This is a genomic window from Pseudoxanthomonas indica, from assembly GCF_900167565.1.
In the GTDB taxonomy this organism is placed as follows: Bacteria; Pseudomonadota; Gammaproteobacteria; order Xanthomonadales; family Xanthomonadaceae; genus Pseudoxanthomonas_A; species Pseudoxanthomonas_A indica.
Genome location: NZ_FUZV01000002.1, coordinates 531,440 through 547,515, shown reverse-complemented (window position 1 = coordinate 547,515; position 16,076 = coordinate 531,440). Strand labels below are relative to the sequence as shown.

Here is a 16,076-nt window from a genome sequence, read left to right as displayed (position 1 = left end):
CATGCCCAATCGTCTGACTACCTTCTGGTCCGCGCTCATGACCTCGCCGCGGCGTATGGCCGGCGGCCGTCGCATGTTCCGCCCGGCGCAGCGCACGCAGGCGCCGCTGGAACTGGCGCGCATGCCGGCCACCGCCGAGTTCCCGTTCCCGTCGCTGTTTGCGCGCACGTCGCGCGGGCGCGACGGCGCCATCGTGGGGGTGAAGCCGCCTGCCGCGCTGGCCTGGCCCTGGTGCAAGGCGATTGCCACGCTGGAGTTGCTCGCACCGCCGCTGGATGACCAGGACCAAGCGCCGCACCAGCATGCGCGCGCGGTACTCCAGCCTGGCGCCATCACGTTAGGCGGCGTGCCGGTGCTGGAACTGCACAACATCGATGATGGCGAAAGCCGCGAATGGCATTACCTGCTGGCCTGCAGCTATCTGCGCGGACGCGCCAGCCTGCGCACCCTGATTGAACGACGCGGCAATAACGGCACTGACGCGCGCATGCAGGAAGACCCGCTTGGCCGCGATGGCCTGTACCTGCCGACGGAAGCTGGCGGCCTGTGGCTGCATGCCGATCCCGAAGACGCCCGCCGCGCGCGACTGGTCTGCGTGCGGATGCGCTGAATCCAATCCGCCTAGCCGCGCGCCAGCTTCACCGCTTCGGCCAGCATGTCGCCGGTCACCGGCTTGCGCAGGAATGCATCGAAGCCCGCCGCGCGCGCCTGTGGTTCTGCTTCGGCATCGGCACGGGCGGTGATCGCCAGCAACGGCGCACTGAAGCCGCCCAGGCGCAGCTGGCGCGCCAACGCCAGGCCATCGAGCCCGGGCAAATCCAGATCCAGCAAGGCGATGTCGAAGCGCTGGGCGGCGATTTCGCCCAGCGCCGCCAGACCGTTGGGCGCATGGGTTACCTGGTGGCCGCGCGCACGCAGCAGGGCGACGATCACTTCGGCCACGGTCGCGTCATCCTCCACCAGCAGCAGGTTCAGCGGTTCCACCGCGCCGCTGCCCTGCGTGGCGACCGGCGTCGGAGCGGCAACCGTCTGCAAGGGCAAATCCACCAGGAAGCGCGTGCCCAATCCGGGTTTGCTGTCCACCTGGATCGCTCCACCCATCGCCACCGCCAGCTCCTGGCAGATCGCCAGGCCCAGGCCACTGCCGCCGTAGCGTGCGGCGGTTCGCGCACCTTCGGCCTGTTCAAAGCGTTGGAACAGCCTCGCCTGCTGGTGGGTGTTGATGCCGGGGCCGGTGTCGTGGACTTCCAGGCGCACGCCCTGCGGTGACAGCGAGCTCACGCGCAGGCCGACCTTGCCGCGTTCGGTGAACTTGATGGCGTTGCCGAGCAGGTTGTGCAGGATCTGGCGCAGGCGCAGCGGATCCCCCATGACATGCGCGGGCGCATCGGCGGCGTAGTCCAATTCGAACTGCAGGCCACGTTTCTGCGCGATCGGTGCATTCATGGTGGTGACTTCATTGACCAGCGCACGCAGATCGAGAGGTTGCAGGTCCAGTTCCAGTTTGCCGGCCTCGATCCGCGCCAGGTCCAGCGCGTCGTTGACCAGGCGCAACAGGTGCTGGCCGGCCTGCTGGATCGAACTGGTGTAATTGCGTTGCCGGTCATCCAGCGGGGTGCCCAGCAGCAGTTCACTCATGCCGAGCACGCCGGTCATCGGCGTGCGTACTTCATGACCCAGCGTGGCCAGGAAGCGGGTCTTGGCCAGCGAGGCCTGCTCGGCCACTTCACGCTTGTGCTGGGCCAACTGGTACTCGGTGCGCCGACGCACGCGGCGCCGATAGGCCGCGGCCAACGCGAGCAGCAGCAACACGCCCAAGGCGCTGAGCAGGGCGATGCCCCAGCCGCTGCGATACCACGGCGGCAGCACCTGGAACTTCAGCACTTTTTCTTCCGATGGCGTGCCGGAGGCATCGAAGGCTTGCAGGTGCAGGCGATAGTGGCCCGGCCGCAAGGTGGAGAACACCCGCTCCCCGCTCGCGCCCTGATCCACCCAGTCCGGATCAAAGCCTTCCAGGCGTGAGCGATAGCGGTTGGCCAGTGGGTTTTCGTAACTGAGCAGTCGCAGGCTCAACTGCAACTCCTGATCATCCGGACGCAGTTCGAAGCCGCCCTGTGGCGACAACGGCACGGCGCGATCACCGCGCGAGACGTGCAGTCCGTCAATCAGCAGATTGGGCGTGTGCGGCGGCGAGTCCGGCAACTGCGTGTCCAGCAGCATCACCGAACCATCGGCGGTGCTGCCGGCGAGCAGGCCGTCATCGACCATCAGCAGGCCGCGGTCGTTGAATTCCTGGCTCATCAGGCCATCGCGCACGCCGAAGTTGCGCACCCGCACGCTTGGGGTGGCCGCGGGCGTCTTGTCCGCCGCCAGCTCAATCCGGAACACGCCACGACGCGTGGCCAGCCACAAGCGCCGCTGCGGATCGACCGCCAGGCCGGTGGATTCCAGCGCAGGCAGGCCTTGCCGCGGCCCCACCGTGGCGGATTGCTGCCAGCCATCGGCGCTGGACTGCCAGCGTTCCAGGCCGGACAGGCGATGCAGCCAGATGGTGTCGGTGCCGACAAAGGCGAACGACAGGATCCGCTCCACGCCCGCGCGCACCACGGTGACGAAGGATTGCGTGTCGCTGTCCCAGCGGCGCACACCCGCCGTGCCGGCCGTCCACGGTTGCCCGTCGGGGCCCAGCGTCATCGCCTCGATTTCCTGCGGCAGCGGATCGCTTTCCGATTGCGTGAGCGTGGTCAGCACCTTGCCGGTGTCGGCATCGCGACGTTGCAGCGAGCCCAGTTGCGTACCCAGCCACAGGCTGCCGTCGCGGGCCTGCACCAGCCAATCGATCGACGAGGAATCAGGTACCGCGTCGGCGCCGTTGCCGTTGCTCCATTCGCGGACCTCGCCGCTGCCAGGGTCCAGGCGGATCAGGCCATAGCGATGACCCAGCCAGAGCCGGCCCTGGCGATCTTCCAGCACCGAAGTGAAGCGCAACTGGCGGAAGCGCTCCGCTTGCTGGCCCAGCGGCGTGACCTCGCCACTGACGGTGTCCAGTCGCTCCACGCCGCCCAGGCTGCTGACCAGCCACAAGCCCTGCGCACTGCGCGCCAGGCCGCGATACAAACCCCCGCCCAGGCCCTGGGCCGGGGTGAACGAAGCAATGCGGCGCCAGTCCGCGCGCAGGTAAGCCACCCCTCGCGTGGGCACCGGCACCCAGAGGCCACCATCGGGTTCGCGCAGCAGGGTCTGCACCACGCGTCCCACGCCGGCGCCCTGGCTGTCCTGCGCGATCGGCGTGGGTGCGCGATCGCCATCGGTGTGCCACAGGCCACCCTGGCTGGCCAACCAGTACTCGCCGCTGCCATCGGGCGTGAGTGCGTTGACTGCATTGGGACGTTCGAACATCCGCGACCAGCTCGGCGTGCTCCAGCCGCTGTCCTTGCGCCAGCGGAACATGCCGCCGGAGGTGCCCGCCCACAGGCTGTCGCCGTCGGGGGTCAGCGAATAGATGATCAGCGCTTCGCCGGCCGGCAGGGTTTCCGCATGCGTGCGCTTGCCGTCGTATCTGACCAGGCCACTCATGGTGCCCACCCACATCTGCCCCTGCTGATCGAAGGCGATTGACAGCACGTTGTCCGACGGCAGGTTCTCGTCGTCGGCACCGGGGCGGAAACGCAGGAAGCGGCCGTCGGCGGTGATCCGGTTCAAGCCGCCGCCAAAGGTGCCGAACCAGACTTCCTTGCCGTGGCTGGTGATGGTGAAGATGTCGTCGCTGCCCATTTCCGGGTACTGCGCGCGGCGGAAATGACGGAAGCCGCGCCGCTCCGGACCCATCATGCTCAAACCACCATTTTCGGTGGCGACCCACACGCGGTCCTGCTCGTCGATGTGCAGCGCCTGCACCACGTTGCCGGGCAGCGACGCCGGATCATCGGGCTCGTGCCGCCATACGCGGAAGTTGACGCCGTCGTAGCGCGCCACCCCATCCCAGGTGGCCAGCCACAGAAAGCCGGCCTTGTCGCGCGCCAGTACCGGGATGGTGGTGGAGGGCAGGCCGTCGGCCACGCTCATCAGGCGGAAGCGCGGAATTTCCGGCACGCTCGCCCATGCGGGCAGGGCCCATGCCGAGACCAGCAACAGCAGCACGGCGGCAGCCTTGCCCTTCCACTGCCCGCTCGTCCTGCCTTTCATTCCGCCCGTCCCTGTGCACGCCTCGACCATGGCGAATCCTCGCAACGGACCGTTTCAGGCGCAAGCAGCGTATCTTCAGACGCGCCCTCTAGAATCCCCGGCATGAGCAGACGCTGCCTATCCCTGTTGTCGCGCCCGTTGCCCGCCGTGCCTGGCCTGGTGGGCCTGTTGCTGGCCGCGGGCCTGATGGCGCAGGCGCAGGCCCAACAAGCGCAGGACTATCGAATCGACCCCGTGCATACCCGCGTGATGTTTGCGGTGGAGCATGCCGGCTTCTCCCACGCCATCGGCACGGTCTCGGGCAGCAGCGGGCAATTGCGTTTCGATCCGCAGGACTGGAGCCAGGCGCGGCTGGACGTGAGCGTGCCGTTGACCCGCCTGGATCTGGGCGATGACAAATGGAACAAGGCCGCGCTGGCCGGCAACCTGCTCGACGGCAAGCGTTTTCCGGAAGCCCGCTTTGTCTCCACCCGGGTGGAACCGCAGGCCGCCGACCGCGCCTTTGTCTACGGTGATCTGAGCCTGCATGGCGTCACCCGCGAGGTCCGCTTGGACGTGACGTTCAATGCGCTCAAGCGCCACCCGATGCCGCCGTTCCGGCGCACCGCCGGTTTCTCCGCCACGACCACGATCAAGCGTTCGGACTTCGGCATCACCAGCTGGAAATCGGTGATCGGCGACGAGGTCGAACTGCGCATCGAGGCCGAAGCCATCCGCGGCGGCGCCGCCGACAATGAAGCAGCGCCGACGCCCGACGATACCCTTCCCGCCACCGATCCCTCCGTGCCCGCCACCGAGCCAGCCGAATCCGAACCGGAGCCCACACCATGAGTTTGAAAAACACCGCCGAGCGCTGGGGCGCGGTCAGCCAGTTGTTCCATTGGTTGATCGTGATCCTGCTGCTGGTCATTGCCTATATCGGCCTGACCATGGGCGATCTGCCCAACGGTCCGCGCAAGATCAACATCTATGCACTGCACAAGTCGATTGGCCTGACCATCCTGGGATTGGTGGCGCTGCGTGTGTTCTGGCGGGTGTATGCGGGTGCGCCGCTGGCGGTGCCGGGTACGCCTGGATGGCAGCACCGCATTGCCACGCTCACCCATGGCGCGCTGTATCTGTTGATGTTCGCGATTCCGCTGTCGGGCTGGGTGTTGAACTCTGCCGCCGGCTACCCGCTGCAGTGGTTCAAGCTGTTCAACCTGCCGGCCATCACCGGCCGCAACCACGACCTGCATGAGCTGGCCGAAAGCGTCCACGAAACCCTGTTCTGGGTGCTGGTGGTGCTGGTGGTCATGCACGCAGCCGCAGCCTTCTACCATCACCTGTTCCAGAACGACGACACCTTGCGACGCATGCTGCCCGCGCGCCGCCGCGTGCTCGCCTCCCCCACCGCTCCGCCCCCCGAGGAGACCGCTCCATGATCCGTACCACCGCTCGCCTGGCCCTGGCCGGCCTGCTTGCCGCCGCTGCCTTGCCCGCCTTCGCCGCCGACTATGTGCAGGCGCCGGGCTCGACCTTGATCTTCGCCAGCAACTACCAGGGCGAAACCTTTGTCGGTCGCTTTGGCGGCTTCAACACCACGGTCAGCTTTGATCCGGCCAACCTGGCCACGGCCAAGCTCGACGTCACCATCCAGCTGGCCGGCACCAAGACCGGCAACGATGATCGCGACAGCACCCTGGCCGATGCGGACTTCTTCCATGTCAGCAAGTTCGCGCAGGCGCGCTACACCGCCAGCAAGTTCCGTGCGCTGGGTGGCAACCAGTACGCCGCCGACGGCACCCTGAGCCTGCGCGGCGTCAGCAAGCCGGTCACCCTGACCTTCACCTGGACCCCGGGCGCCCAGCCCGTGCTGGCCGGCAAGGCCAGCGTCAAGCGCCTGGACTTCGGCGTGGGCGGCGGCGATTGGGCCGACCCGGCGACCATTCCGAATGACGTGGCGATCAGCACGAAGGTTGTATTGAAGGCGAAGTGACCCTGTAGGAGGGGCTGATCAGACGTTCGTCTGGTCAACCCCTCCTACAAAAGACAAAGGGTTCGGGGCTAAAGCCCCTCCTACAAAGGCGAGAAAGCTTTCACCTCATCGGCGCCGAACGGCCAGTCCAGCTCGGCGCCATTGTCTTCGCGCCTGAGCACCGGCACGCGTACGCCGTAGCGTTCTTCCAGCGCCGGGTCGTCGTCGATGAAGACGCTGTCGAATTCCGGCACGCGCGCGGCGGCCAGCACCTCCAGCGCCAGGTCGCAGAGGTGGCAGTCATCGCGTTGGAACAGGGTCAGGCGCACGGGCTCTCCAGCTCATCTGCTGCGGCGCGGGAAGGTCTGACCCGGCCGGCGGCATAGAATACGCGGATGGCAGTCAGCACTTTCGACCTTTTCAAGATCGGCATTGGCCCGAGTTCCTCCCACACCGTCGGCCCGATGCGGGCAGCGGCGCGCTTTGTCGCGCGCTGGCTGCAGGAGCCCGGCCGCCTGCACGAGGTGGCGCGGATCCGCGCCGAAGTCTTCGGCTCGCTGGCCCTGACCGGGCGCGGCCACGGCACCGACAAGGCCGTGCTGATGGGCCTGGAAGGCCATTACCCCAACGAGATCGACCCGGACATCATCCCGCCGGCGCTGGCGCGCATCCGTGGCGAGAAGCGGGTGCTGCTGGGAGGCACGCACGCGGTGGCGTTCGAGGAAAAACGCGACCTGCTGATGAACAAGCGGCAGAAGCTGCCGTACCACACCAATGGCATGCGCTTTACCGCGTATGACGCCAATGATGAAGTCATCGCCACCCGCGATTACTACTCGGTCGGCGGCGGCTTTGTGGTCAACCAGGATGACGCGGCGGTGGATCGCATTGTCGCCGATGAAACCCCGCTGCCCTACCCGTTCAAGAGCGGCGATGAATTGCTGGCGCAGTGCCAGCGCAGCGGTCTGAGCATCGCGCAGATGATGTTCGAGAACGAGACCTGCTGGCGCAGCCCCGACGAGATCCGCGAAGGCCTGCGCGCCATCTGGAATGCGATGCAGGCCTGCGTGAGCCGCGGCATCCGCGAGGAAGGCACGCTGCCTGGTGGCCTGCATGTGTCACGCCGCGCACCGGCGTTGAACCGCGAACTGTCGCTGCGGCCGGAAGCGGCCATGCGCGATCCGCTGACCGTGCTGGACTGGGTCAACCTGTACGCCTTGGCGGTGAACGAAGAGAACGCCGCTGGTGGCCGCGTGGTCACCGCACCCACCAATGGCGCGGCCGGCATCATCCCCTCGGTGATGCATTACTTCGATCGCTTCTGCCCCGGCGCCAACGAACAGCGCATCTTCGATTTCCTGCTCACCGCCGCGGCCATCGGCATCCTCTACAAGGAAAACGCCAGCATCTCCGGCGCCGAAGTCGGTTGCCAGGGCGAGGTAGGCGTGGCCTGTTCGATGGCCGCCGGTGGCCTGGTCGCCGCGCTCGGCGGCAGCCCCAGCCAGATCGAGAATGCCGCCGAAATCGGCATGGAGCACAACCTGGGTCTGACCTGCGACCCGATTGGCGGGCTGGTGCAGATTCCCTGCATCGAGCGCAATGCGATGGGCGCGGTGAAGGCCATCAACGCCAGCCGCATGGCCATGCGCGGCGACGGCAAGCACAAGGTCTCACTGGACAAGGTGATCAAGACCATGCGCGACACCGGCCGCGACATGCAGGACAAGTACAAGGAAACCAGCCGCGGCGGGCTGGCGGTCAACGTTATCGAGTGTTGAGTATCAGCGGACGATGTTCAACACATCGTCCAGCAACGCCGCCGCGGTGACTTCCGCACCAGCGCCGGGTCCCTGCACCACCAACGGCTGTTCCGCATAACGATCGCTGTAGATCGCCACGCGATTGTCGGTGCCGCCGCCGGCACAGAAGGGATGCGATTCCGGCAAAGCCTGCAGGCCAACGCTGGCGCCCTGGCTGTCGAAGCGGCCGACGAAACGCAACTTCGCACCCGCCTGCTCCGCCTGTTGGAAGCGCTCCGCCAACGGCGCATCCAGCGCCTCCATACGCGCGTCGAATTCCGTCACCGACAACGATGCGAGCGACGCCGGCACCAGCGATTCCACCTGCACCTGTTCGGCGTGCAGATCGATGCCGGCCGCCCGCGCCAGGATCAGCAGCTTGCGGCGCACGTCCTCGCCGGACAGATCGTCGCGCGGATCAGGTTCGGTATAACCGGCATCGCGCGCCTGGCGCACGAAGCCCGAGAACGGCCGCACGCCGTCGTAGTGGTTGAACAACCACGCCAGCGATCCGGACAGGATGCCTTCCACCCTGTGGATGCGATCCCCCCCGGCTACCAGCGCGCGCAAGCTGCGCAGCAGCGGCAAGCCGGCGCCGACGGTGGCGCTGTCGCCATAGTGCGACGCACCTAGATGGCGGGCGCGAAGGATGGCCTGCGAACGCTGCAGCGCGCCGCCGTTGCCCAATTTGTTGGCGGTGACCACATGGATGCCGCGCGACAGCCATTCGGCATGCCAGTCGGCCACGGTCTCGCTGGCGGTGGCGTCGACCACCACGTCGCCGGCGTGCAGCGATTCGGCTTCGGCCCACGGCGGCAGCGCCGAGGCTTGTGCGGGCGCCTGCCGCGCCAGTTCCAGCGCGTCGGCCAGGCCCGCGCTGCAGGCCTGCAGGCTGCGAGAATTGGCCAACCAGGTGAACTCCGGCAGGCGGTCCAACTGATCGCGCAGGCGCGAATAACGACCGACAAACGCGGTGCCGACCACGCCGGTGCCGAGCAGGGCCAGACGCGGTACGCGGCGGCGCGCCGTGGCCAGTTGGACGACGGTGCTCATGCGTCGGCGAGTTTTCGTTCGCCGCCGGCCGCCGCGCGTTCGGCGCGGGCCAGGCCGGCCTGCAGATCGGCGATCAGATCCTCGGTCGCTTCGATGCCCACCGACAAACGCAGCAGGCCGTCGGAGATGCCGGCCTTGGCGCGCGCTTCGGCGGTCATGGCGGCGTGCGTCATCGAAGCCGGATGCGCGACCAGGCTTTCCACGCCACCGAGCGATTCGGCCAGGGTGAAATAGCGCAGGCCATCGACGAAGGCGCGTACAGCGGCTTCGCCGCCATGCAGTTCAACACTGAGCATCGCGCCAAAGCCCTTCTGCTGGCGCGCGGCCACGGCATGGCCCGGATGCGCGGCCAGGCCGGGGAAATACACCTGCGAGACGGCCGCGTGGCCATCCAGCAGTTCGGCGATGGCGGTGGCGTTTTCCTGGTGCACGCGCAGGCGCGCATCCAGCGTGCGCAGGCCGCGCAGGGTCAGGAAGCTGTCGAACGGCGAGCCGGTCAGGCCCAGCGCATTGGCCCACCACACCAGTTGCTGGTGGGTGTCGGCATCGCGAGCCACCACGGCGCCGCCGACCACATCGCTGTGGCCGTTGATGTACTTGGTGGTGGAATGCACCACCACGTCGGCGCCGAACTCGAACGGCTTCTGCAGCGCCGGCGAGAGGAAGGTGTTGTCGACTACGGTCAGCGCGCCGGCCTTGTGCGCGGCTTCGATCACGAAGCGCAGATCGGTGATGCGCAGCAGCGGATTGGACGGGGTTTCAATCAGCACCAGGCGCGGCGACTGCGCCAGCGCATCGGCCAGCGATCGCGGGTCGGTCAGGTCGGCGGTGATCAGCTCGAAGTGGCCCTTCTTGGCCAGCGCATTGAACAGGCGCCAGCTGCCGCCGTAGGCATCGTGCGGCACCACCAGCCGGTCGCCGGGCTGCAGCAGGGCGTTGAGCACCAGGTTGATCGCGCCCATGCCGGTGGAGGTGATCACCGCGCCCACGCCGCCTTCCAGTTCGGCCAGCGCTTCGCCCAGCAGATCGCGAGTGGGATTGCCGCTGCGGGTGTAGTCGTACTCGCGCTTGTTGCCGAAGCCGTCAAAGCTGAAGTTGGACGACAACACGATCGGCGGCGTCACCGCGCCGTAGGCGGTGTCGCGATCGATGCCGGCGCGCACGGCGGCGGTGGCGGGACAACAGGAAATGTCTGCGGTGGCGTCAAAACGAGTCATACGGTTGCTCCATTGCCGCGCTCGGCGGAAGTCGGGGCCGGGCTGGCGGTGGTGGGGATGAGGACGGTTTTGAGGATCGCGTCGATGCGATCGGTTTCTTTCAGGAAGGCGTCGTGGCCATACGGCGAGCGCAGCACGCGCAGGCTGCCCAGCGTGCCCAGGCCTTCGACCAGGGTCACCGAATCGGACAGCGGCACCAGCCGGTCGCCTTCCACCGCGACCACGGTGGTGGGCACGCGGATGGCGCTGGCGTCGATGCGATGCAGATCGATGGATTCGGACAGGCGCAGGTAGGCAGTCACCGGTGTGCGCGCCACGTACTGCGAGCCGGCCGCGTCCAGATAATCCTCGGCGGCGCAACGCACGCGGCCATGGACGATTTCCGGCGCAGCGTCGAAGCGCTCTTCGAATTCTTCCGGGGTGCGGTAGCTGAGCATGGCGAACTGGCGCGCCAGCGACAGTCCCTGCGCATCGGCGCACTGCAACTGGCCGAGGCTGACCGCACGCCGCTGCAGCGCGCGCCAGGCGGCGGCATAAGGATGTGCACGATGGGCGCCGCTGACCGCGATCAAGCGCTGCAGGCGCTGCGGGTGCCGCAGTGCCAACTGCAAACCGACCAGCGCGCCGTAGGAGTAGCCGACACATGCCTGCAACTGCGCGATGTCCAGGGCTTCCAGCAGGCGTGCGATCACATCGGCCTGGTCGGCGGTATCGATCGGCACGTCGAGCTTGCCGTCGGCGCCGACGAAATCGATCGCCAGCAATTGCCGGTGCGCCGGATCCAGCGCGCGACCCGCACCGACCAGTTCGTTGAGCCAGCCTTTTTCCGGGAACTCCGCAGTGGGGCTCAGGTGCCGATGCGCGGAAATGCCGCCGGCCACGAACACCACCGGCGCGCCCTCCACGCCCTGCAATTCATAGCGCACGCGCACCAGGCGGGCGCCGGCGTGTCGCATGGGCAATTCGAGCGCGATTTCGCCGCGACGCGACGCAACAGCCGAAGCGGCGGCGGCAAACGTGGCGGCGCTGTCATGCACGGGCAGCGGGGAGACGAGGGAACTGACGGTGGCGGTGGCGAAGCTCATGGCGGTGTCCGGAGGTGGCAACGGGACTACAGCCATCGAGCCTTCGCGGAGCTCGCGTTCGCCGTGCGGAAAGCACGTTACGAACCATCTTTCGGGCAGACGCTGAGGTCCCCGCAGGATTTGGCACCGTCCACGCCGCTTGCGCGTCGTCTGGTTGCCCCGGCTTCAAAGGGCCTGTCCCTCTGCCGGTCTCGATGGTGAGGCGACTTTGCCAGTGGATTCGGGCAGTGTCAATCGCTTTATTCGGATGGAGCGATGGATTTGTGCCCTGCCCCCTCCCCGCGACGTGAGCCATCCCGCATAATTTGTGAAATGAGGAATTTGCTTTTGGCTGGCGCCTGCGCCGCCCTGCTCGCCAGCTGTGCCGCCACTCCATCCCGTCCGCATGCATCGCGGCCGCCCGCCCCCGCCCCGGTCAGCCAGGTCGATGCGATGGTCACGGAGGCCTGGATCTCCGCACCCGTGGCGGCCGATGAGCTCGATTCGGTGGCGGCCTGGCCGACCGAAGACGGGCATGTCTGGCTGATCGCCACGGCCAAATCCAGCCACCGCCTGGCGGTCTACGACGCCGACGACGGTCGGCGCCTGCGCACCTTTGGCGAAAAGGGCCAGGCCCCGGGCCAGTTCAACCGCCCCAACGGCATTGCCGTCTTTGGCGACCTGCTGTTCGTGGCCGAACGCGACAATCACCGCGTCCAGGTGCTGCAGCTGCCCGACTTCACACCGCTGGCCGTGCTGGGCGAGCAGGAACTCAAGGTGCCCTACGGCCTGTGGCTGGAAGAGGTTGCGCCGGGCGAGCTGGACCTGTTCGTCACCGACAGCTTCATGGCCGACTTCCGCACCGGCCAGTTGCCGCCGATGGCCGAGCTCAATGAGCGGGTCAAGGTGTTCCGGGTCAGCCGCGATGCGCAGGGCGCCGTCCACGCCCGCCTGCGCAACAGCTTCGGCGCCACCAACGCGGAAGGGGCACTGCGCATGGTCGAGTCCATCGCCGGCGATCCCACCCACAACCGTCTGTTGATTGCCGATGAAGATCGCCGCGTCGGATCCACCCTGCGCGACTACAGCCTGTCCGGGGAGTATCGCCACTTCAGCCTGCCCCGCTTTGACGCCGATGCCGAAGGCGTGGCGCTGTGGGCGTGCAGCGCGCAGGACGGCTACTGGATCGCGGTGGACCAGCTGACCCCCACCCTGTTCCGCGTCTTCGACCGCGCCAGCCTGGCGCCGCGCGGCATCTTCCGCGGCGAGCAGGTGGCCAATACCGATGGCGAGACCCTGTACGCGGCCGCCACGGCGCGATTCCCGAACGGGGCGCTGTTCGTGCTGCACAACGATCAGTCGCTGGCGGCCTTCGATCTGCGCGATGTCGCCAGCGCGCTCAAGCTCGGCAATGATTGCGTGCCGTGAACCTGCCCCGCACCGCCGCGCTCGTGCTGCTTGCCATCGTGCTGCTTGCCAGCTCGATGCCCGGACAGGCCGCGCGGCTGTATCGCTGGAAGGACAAGCAGGGCTACACCCAATACGGTGACCAGCCGCCGCCGGCCGATGCGCTGGTGGATGCAGACGTCGACGTGCTGCGTTTCCGCAATTCGCCCTCGGCCTTTGTGCGCCTGCGGCTGGAGCGCAGCGGCCTGCGCTACCAGGCCTGGGCCGACAACCTGCTGCATGGGCCGGTGGAAGTGCGGCTGGATTTCCGTCGCCAGCGCAATGTCAGCGCGCGCCCGGCCCTGCCCGCCACCGCAGTGGTGCCGGCACGCAGCAGCCTGCTGGTGGCCGACATCATGATGAGCGACCCACTCAAGGGCGGCGATTTCGACCTGGCGCTGGAAAGCCTGCCCGGCGATCCCAACGGTGTCGCCCAGGATTACGACTACCGGCTGCCGTTCGATTACGGCCGGGTGCGGGTGGATCAGGGCCCCGGCGGCAGCTTCAGCCACAACGATGCGCAGAACCGCTACGCCGTGGACTTCGCGGTACCGGTGGGCACGCCGATCCTGGCCGCGCGCGAAGGCATGGTCATGCAGGTGGAGTCGGACTTCGACAAGGCCGGCCTGAACAAGGAAAAGTACGGCGGCCGCGCCAACTTCATCCGCATCCTGCATGGCGACGGCACCATGGCCCTGTACGCCCACCTCAAGCCGGAGGGGGTGCAGGTGCGTGAAGGCCAGTACGTGCGCAAGGGCCAGCGCATCGGGCTGTCAGGCAATACCGGCCTGAGCACCGCCCCGCACCTGCATTTCGTGGTCCAGGCCAACCGCGGCATGGCGCTAGCCTCGATCCCGTTCCGCATGTTCGGGCCGCTGGGCCAGTTGCAGTTCCCGAAGTAACCCAGGCCGGACCCGCTATAATCGCGCACCTCCTTTCACCCCCAGCGCCCGCGCGGGCGCCGTCGCCATGTCTGAAGTCGCCACCGAAGCCGCGCGCCGCCGCACCTTCGCCATCATTTCCCACCCTGACGCCGGCAAGACCACGCTGACCGAAAAGCTGCTGCTGTTCGGCGGCGCGATCCAGATGGCCGGTTCGGTGAAGGGACGCAAGGCCGCCCGCCACGCGACATCCGACTGGATGGCGCTGGAAAAGGAGCGCGGCATCTCGGTCACCTCCTCGGTGATGCAGTTCCCCTATGACGACAAGATCGTCAACCTGCTCGACACCCCCGGCCACGCCGACTTCGGCGAAGACACCTACCGCGTGCTGACCGCGGTGGACTCGGCGCTGATGGTGATCGACGTCGCCAAGGGCGTGGAAGAACGCACCATCAAGCTGATGGAGGTCTGCCGGCTGCGCGACACGCCGATCATGACTTTCATCAACAAGCTCGACCGCGAAGGCCGCGAGCCGATCGACCTGCTCGATGAAGTCGAGCGCGTGCTCGGCATCCAGTGTGCGCCGGTGACCTGGCCGATCGGCATGGGCAGCCGTCTGAAGGGCGTGGTGCACCTGGTCAGCGGCGAAGTGCATCTGTACGAGCCCGGGCGCAACTTCACCCGCCAGGATTCCACCATCTTCGCCTCGCTCGATGATCCGCAGCTGGAGGCGCGCATCGGCAGCGAGATGCTGGCCAACCTGCGCGATGAACTGGAACTGGTGCAGGGCGCCTCGCACGCGTTCGACCTGCAGGCTTATCGCGAAGGCAGGCAGACGCCGGTGTTTTTCGGCTCGGCGGTCAACAACTTCGGCGTGCAGCCGCTGCTGGATTTCTTTGTCGAACACGCGCCCTCGCCGCAGCCGCGCGCGACCACCGGCCGCGTGGTGGCGCCGGAGGAAAACAAGCTCACCGGCTTCGTGTTCAAGATCCAGGCCAACATGGATCCGCAGCACCGTGACCGCGTGGCGTTCATGCGCGTGTGTTCCGGTCGTTTCGAAGCCGGCATGAAGGCCTACCACGTGCGCACCGGCAAGGAGGTCAAGCTGGCCAATGCGCTGACCTTCATGGCCAGCGATCGAGAGATTGCGGCCGAGGCGTATCCCGGTGACGTGATCGGCATCCACAACCACGGCACCATTTCGATCGGCGACACTTTCAGCGAAGGTGAGGCGATCAGCTTCACCGGCATTCCCAACTTCGCCCCGGAACTGTTCCGCCGCGCGCGCCTGCGCGACCCGCTCAAGCTCAAGCAGTTGCAGAAGGGCCTGGCCCAGCTCAGTGAAGAAGGCGCCACCCAGTTCTTCCGCCCGCTGATGAGCAATGACCTGATCCTGGGCGCGGTCGGCATGCTGCAGTTCGACGTGGTCGCTTACCGGTTGAAGGACGAATACGGCGTGGACGCCAGCTTCGAGAACGTCAGCGTGGCCACGGCGCGCTGGATCCATTGCAGCGATGCCAAGAAGCTCGAGGAATTCCGCGACAAGAACGCCATGAACCTGTCGCTGGATGCGGCCGGCCAGCTGGTCTACCTGGCGCCGACCCGGGTCAACCTGCAGCTGGCGCAGGAACGTGCACCGGCAGTCGAGTTCCGGGCCACTCGCGAGCATGCGCACAGCGTGGAGCTGGGATGACCGCGCTTCATGCAAGCCGTGTTGCGTTGCGGTAACGTGGCCGCATGAGCGACCCCTCCTCCTTCCAGACCCTGCGCAATCGCAAGCGCGCCGACCATCTGGTCGATATCCGCGATGAAATCGCCAGCGCCGTGACCCACGGCCTGGGCGCGGCGGCGGCGCTGGCCGGTGGCGCCGTGCTGATCACGTTGGCGGCAATCCACGGCGACGGCTGGCAGTTGGGCGCATCCATCGTGTTTGGCGTGACCTTGCTGCTCCTGTACACCGCCTCCACGCTCTATCACGCGATCCAGCATCCGGTCGCCAAGGGCCGGCTCAAGGTCTTCGACCATTGCGCGATCTACCTGCTGATCGCCGGCTCGTACACCCCGTTTACCTTGATCGGCCTGCGCGGCGCCTGGGGCTACAGCCTGTTCGCCGCGATCTGGACGATCGCCATCGCCGGGGTGATCTTCAAGCTGTTCTACACCGGCCGCTTCAAATTGCTGTCGACCATCATCTACATCGTGATGGGCTGGCTGGTCATCGTCGCGATCAAGCCGCTGCTCACTTCGCTGGATGCATGGACGCTGGGCTGGCTGCTGGCCGGCGGCGTTTTCTACACCTTGGGCACGTACTTCTATCACCGCGAATCGATCCGCTATTCGCACGCCATCTGGCACCTGTTCGTGATCGCCGGCAGCGTCTGCCACTACATCGCCGTCACCGAACAGGTGTTGCGACCACGACTGTCGAGCATTTGACTGCTGGCTGAACCGCAGCGGCAATACCGCTGATTCCT

14 protein-coding genes and 1 riboswitch are annotated in these 16,076 nt (G+C 67.1%); of the genes, 9 read left to right on the top strand and 5 right to left on the bottom strand.

Annotated features, from left to right (window positions below):
- The first annotated feature begins 1 nt into the window (after position 1).
- The gene (locus B5X78_RS13100; RefSeq protein ID WP_139381558.1) at positions 2-610 is read left to right on the top strand and encodes a hypothetical protein; all 609 of its coding nucleotides are present in this window, start codon (positions 2-4) and stop codon (positions 608-610) included.
- Positions 611-621: 11 nt separating this feature from the next.
- Here B5X78_RS13100 and B5X78_RS13095 read toward each other — a convergent pair whose 3' ends face one another.
- On the bottom strand, positions 622-4,185 hold the full coding sequence (locus tag B5X78_RS13095) for a hybrid sensor histidine kinase/response regulator (protein ID WP_079724965.1): 3,564 nt from the start codon (positions 4,183-4,185) through the stop codon (positions 622-624).
- Positions 4,186-4,371: 186 nt separating this feature from the next.
- Here B5X78_RS13095 and B5X78_RS13090 point away from each other — a divergent pair, with 186 nt between their 5' ends.
- From B5X78_RS13090 to B5X78_RS13080, 3 genes are read left to right on the top strand one after another with little or no spacing between them, the layout of a single operon-like run.
- Positions 4,372-5,016, top strand: coding sequence for a YceI family protein (locus B5X78_RS13090; protein WP_229730772.1), 645 nt, complete (start codon positions 4,372-4,374; stop codon positions 5,014-5,016).
- The gene (locus tag B5X78_RS13085; protein ID WP_079724963.1) at positions 5,013-5,609 is read left to right on the top strand and encodes a cytochrome b; all 597 of its coding nucleotides are present in this window, start codon (positions 5,013-5,015) and stop codon (positions 5,607-5,609) included. Before B5X78_RS13090 ends, B5X78_RS13085 begins: the two co-directional genes overlap by 4 nt.
- Positions 5,606-6,163, top strand: coding sequence for a YceI family protein (locus B5X78_RS13080; RefSeq protein ID WP_079724962.1), 558 nt, complete (start codon positions 5,606-5,608; stop codon positions 6,161-6,163). Before B5X78_RS13085 ends, B5X78_RS13080 begins: the two co-directional genes overlap by 4 nt.
- Before the next feature lie 80 nt (positions 6,164-6,243).
- On the opposite strand, the gene B5X78_RS13075 is transcribed toward B5X78_RS13080, so the two are convergent.
- Positions 6,244-6,471, bottom strand: coding sequence for a glutaredoxin family protein (locus tag B5X78_RS13075; RefSeq protein WP_079724961.1), 228 nt, complete (start codon positions 6,469-6,471; stop codon positions 6,244-6,246).
- 66 nt (positions 6,472-6,537) lie between these two features.
- Between B5X78_RS13075 and B5X78_RS13070 the strand changes: the two genes are divergently transcribed.
- A complete protein-coding gene (locus tag B5X78_RS13070; protein WP_079724960.1) occupies positions 6,538-7,920 on the top strand; it encodes an L-serine ammonia-lyase in 1,383 nt (460 codons plus the stop codon).
- A gap of 3 nt (positions 7,921-7,923) precedes the next feature.
- Here B5X78_RS13070 and B5X78_RS13065 read toward each other — a convergent pair whose 3' ends face one another.
- Genes B5X78_RS13065 through metX form a run of 3 tightly spaced genes read right to left on the bottom strand, consistent with a single transcriptional unit; the run spans position 7,924 to position 11,296 of the window.
- A complete protein-coding gene (locus B5X78_RS13065; RefSeq protein ID WP_079724959.1) occupies positions 7,924-8,994 on the bottom strand; it encodes a homoserine dehydrogenase family protein in 1,071 nt (356 codons plus the stop codon).
- The gene (locus B5X78_RS13060; RefSeq protein ID WP_079724958.1) at positions 8,991-10,211 is read right to left on the bottom strand and encodes an O-succinylhomoserine (thiol)-lyase; all 1,221 of its coding nucleotides are present in this window, start codon (positions 10,209-10,211) and stop codon (positions 8,991-8,993) included. The genes B5X78_RS13065 and B5X78_RS13060 overlap by 4 nt, the downstream gene beginning before the upstream one ends.
- A complete protein-coding gene (metX, locus tag B5X78_RS13055; protein ID WP_079724957.1) occupies positions 10,208-11,296 on the bottom strand; it encodes a homoserine O-succinyltransferase MetX in 1,089 nt (362 codons plus the stop codon). The genes B5X78_RS13060 and metX overlap by 4 nt, the downstream gene beginning before the upstream one ends.
- Before the next feature lie 81 nt (positions 11,297-11,377).
- Positions 11,378-11,497: riboswitch (SAM riboswitch) on the bottom strand.
- Between the two features lie 111 nt (positions 11,498-11,608).
- Here metX and B5X78_RS13050 point away from each other — a divergent pair.
- The 4 genes from B5X78_RS13050 (at position 11,609) to trhA (ending at position 16,038) form a co-directional block, all read left to right on the top strand.
- On the top strand, positions 11,609-12,703 hold the full coding sequence (locus B5X78_RS13050; protein ID WP_176140860.1) for an NHL repeat-containing protein: 1,095 nt from the start codon (positions 11,609-11,611) through the stop codon (positions 12,701-12,703).
- On the top strand, positions 12,700-13,623 hold the full coding sequence (locus B5X78_RS13045) for a peptidoglycan DD-metalloendopeptidase family protein (protein ID WP_229730725.1): 924 nt from the start codon (positions 12,700-12,702) through the stop codon (positions 13,621-13,623). Before B5X78_RS13050 ends, B5X78_RS13045 begins: the two co-directional genes overlap by 4 nt.
- A 67-nt stretch (positions 13,624-13,690) precedes the next feature.
- On the top strand, positions 13,691-15,295 hold the full coding sequence (locus B5X78_RS13040) for a peptide chain release factor 3 (RefSeq protein ID WP_079724955.1): 1,605 nt from the start codon (positions 13,691-13,693) through the stop codon (positions 15,293-15,295).
- 44 nt (positions 15,296-15,339) lie between these two features.
- Positions 15,340-16,038 carry a PAQR family membrane homeostasis protein TrhA gene (gene trhA / locus B5X78_RS13035; protein ID WP_079724954.1) on the top strand — a complete coding sequence of 233 codons (699 nt, stop codon included), beginning with the start codon at positions 15,340-15,342 and terminating at the stop codon, positions 16,036-16,038.
- The last annotated feature ends 38 nt before the right edge of the window (positions 16,039-16,076 follow it).

Bases quoted from the DNA above. Each gene is read 5' to 3' on its own strand.
- B5X78_RS13050 (WP_176140860.1), top strand. From the start codon at position 11,609: ATGAGGAATTTGCTTTTGGCTGGCGCCTGCGCCGCCCTGCTCGCCAGC.
- B5X78_RS13060 (WP_079724958.1), bottom strand. From the start codon at position 10,211: ATGACTCGTTTTGACGCCACCGCAGACATTTCCTGTTGTCCCGCCACC.
- B5X78_RS13090 (WP_229730772.1), top strand. From the start codon at position 4,372: ATGGCGCAGGCGCAGGCCCAACAAGCGCAGGACTATCGAATCGACCCC.
- trhA (WP_079724954.1), top strand. From the start codon at position 15,340: ATGAGCGACCCCTCCTCCTTCCAGACCCTGCGCAATCGCAAGCGCGCC.
- B5X78_RS13065 (WP_079724959.1), bottom strand. From the start codon at position 8,994: ATGAGCACCGTCGTCCAACTGGCCACGGCGCGCCGCCGCGTACCGCGT.
- metX (WP_079724957.1), bottom strand. From the start codon at position 11,296: ATGAGCTTCGCCACCGCCACCGTCAGTTCCCTCGTCTCCCCGCTGCCC.
- B5X78_RS13070 (WP_079724960.1), top strand. From the start codon at position 6,538: ATGGCAGTCAGCACTTTCGACCTTTTCAAGATCGGCATTGGCCCGAGT.
- B5X78_RS13095 (WP_079724965.1), bottom strand. From the start codon at position 4,185: ATGAAAGGCAGGACGAGCGGGCAGTGGAAGGGCAAGGCTGCCGCCGTG.
- B5X78_RS13085 (WP_079724963.1), top strand. From the start codon at position 5,013: ATGAGTTTGAAAAACACCGCCGAGCGCTGGGGCGCGGTCAGCCAGTTG.
- B5X78_RS13100 (WP_139381558.1), top strand. From the start codon at position 2: ATGCCCAATCGTCTGACTACCTTCTGGTCCGCGCTCATGACCTCGCCG.
- B5X78_RS13080 (WP_079724962.1), top strand. From the start codon at position 5,606: ATGATCCGTACCACCGCTCGCCTGGCCCTGGCCGGCCTGCTTGCCGCC.
- B5X78_RS13040 (WP_079724955.1), top strand. From the start codon at position 13,691: ATGTCTGAAGTCGCCACCGAAGCCGCGCGCCGCCGCACCTTCGCCATC.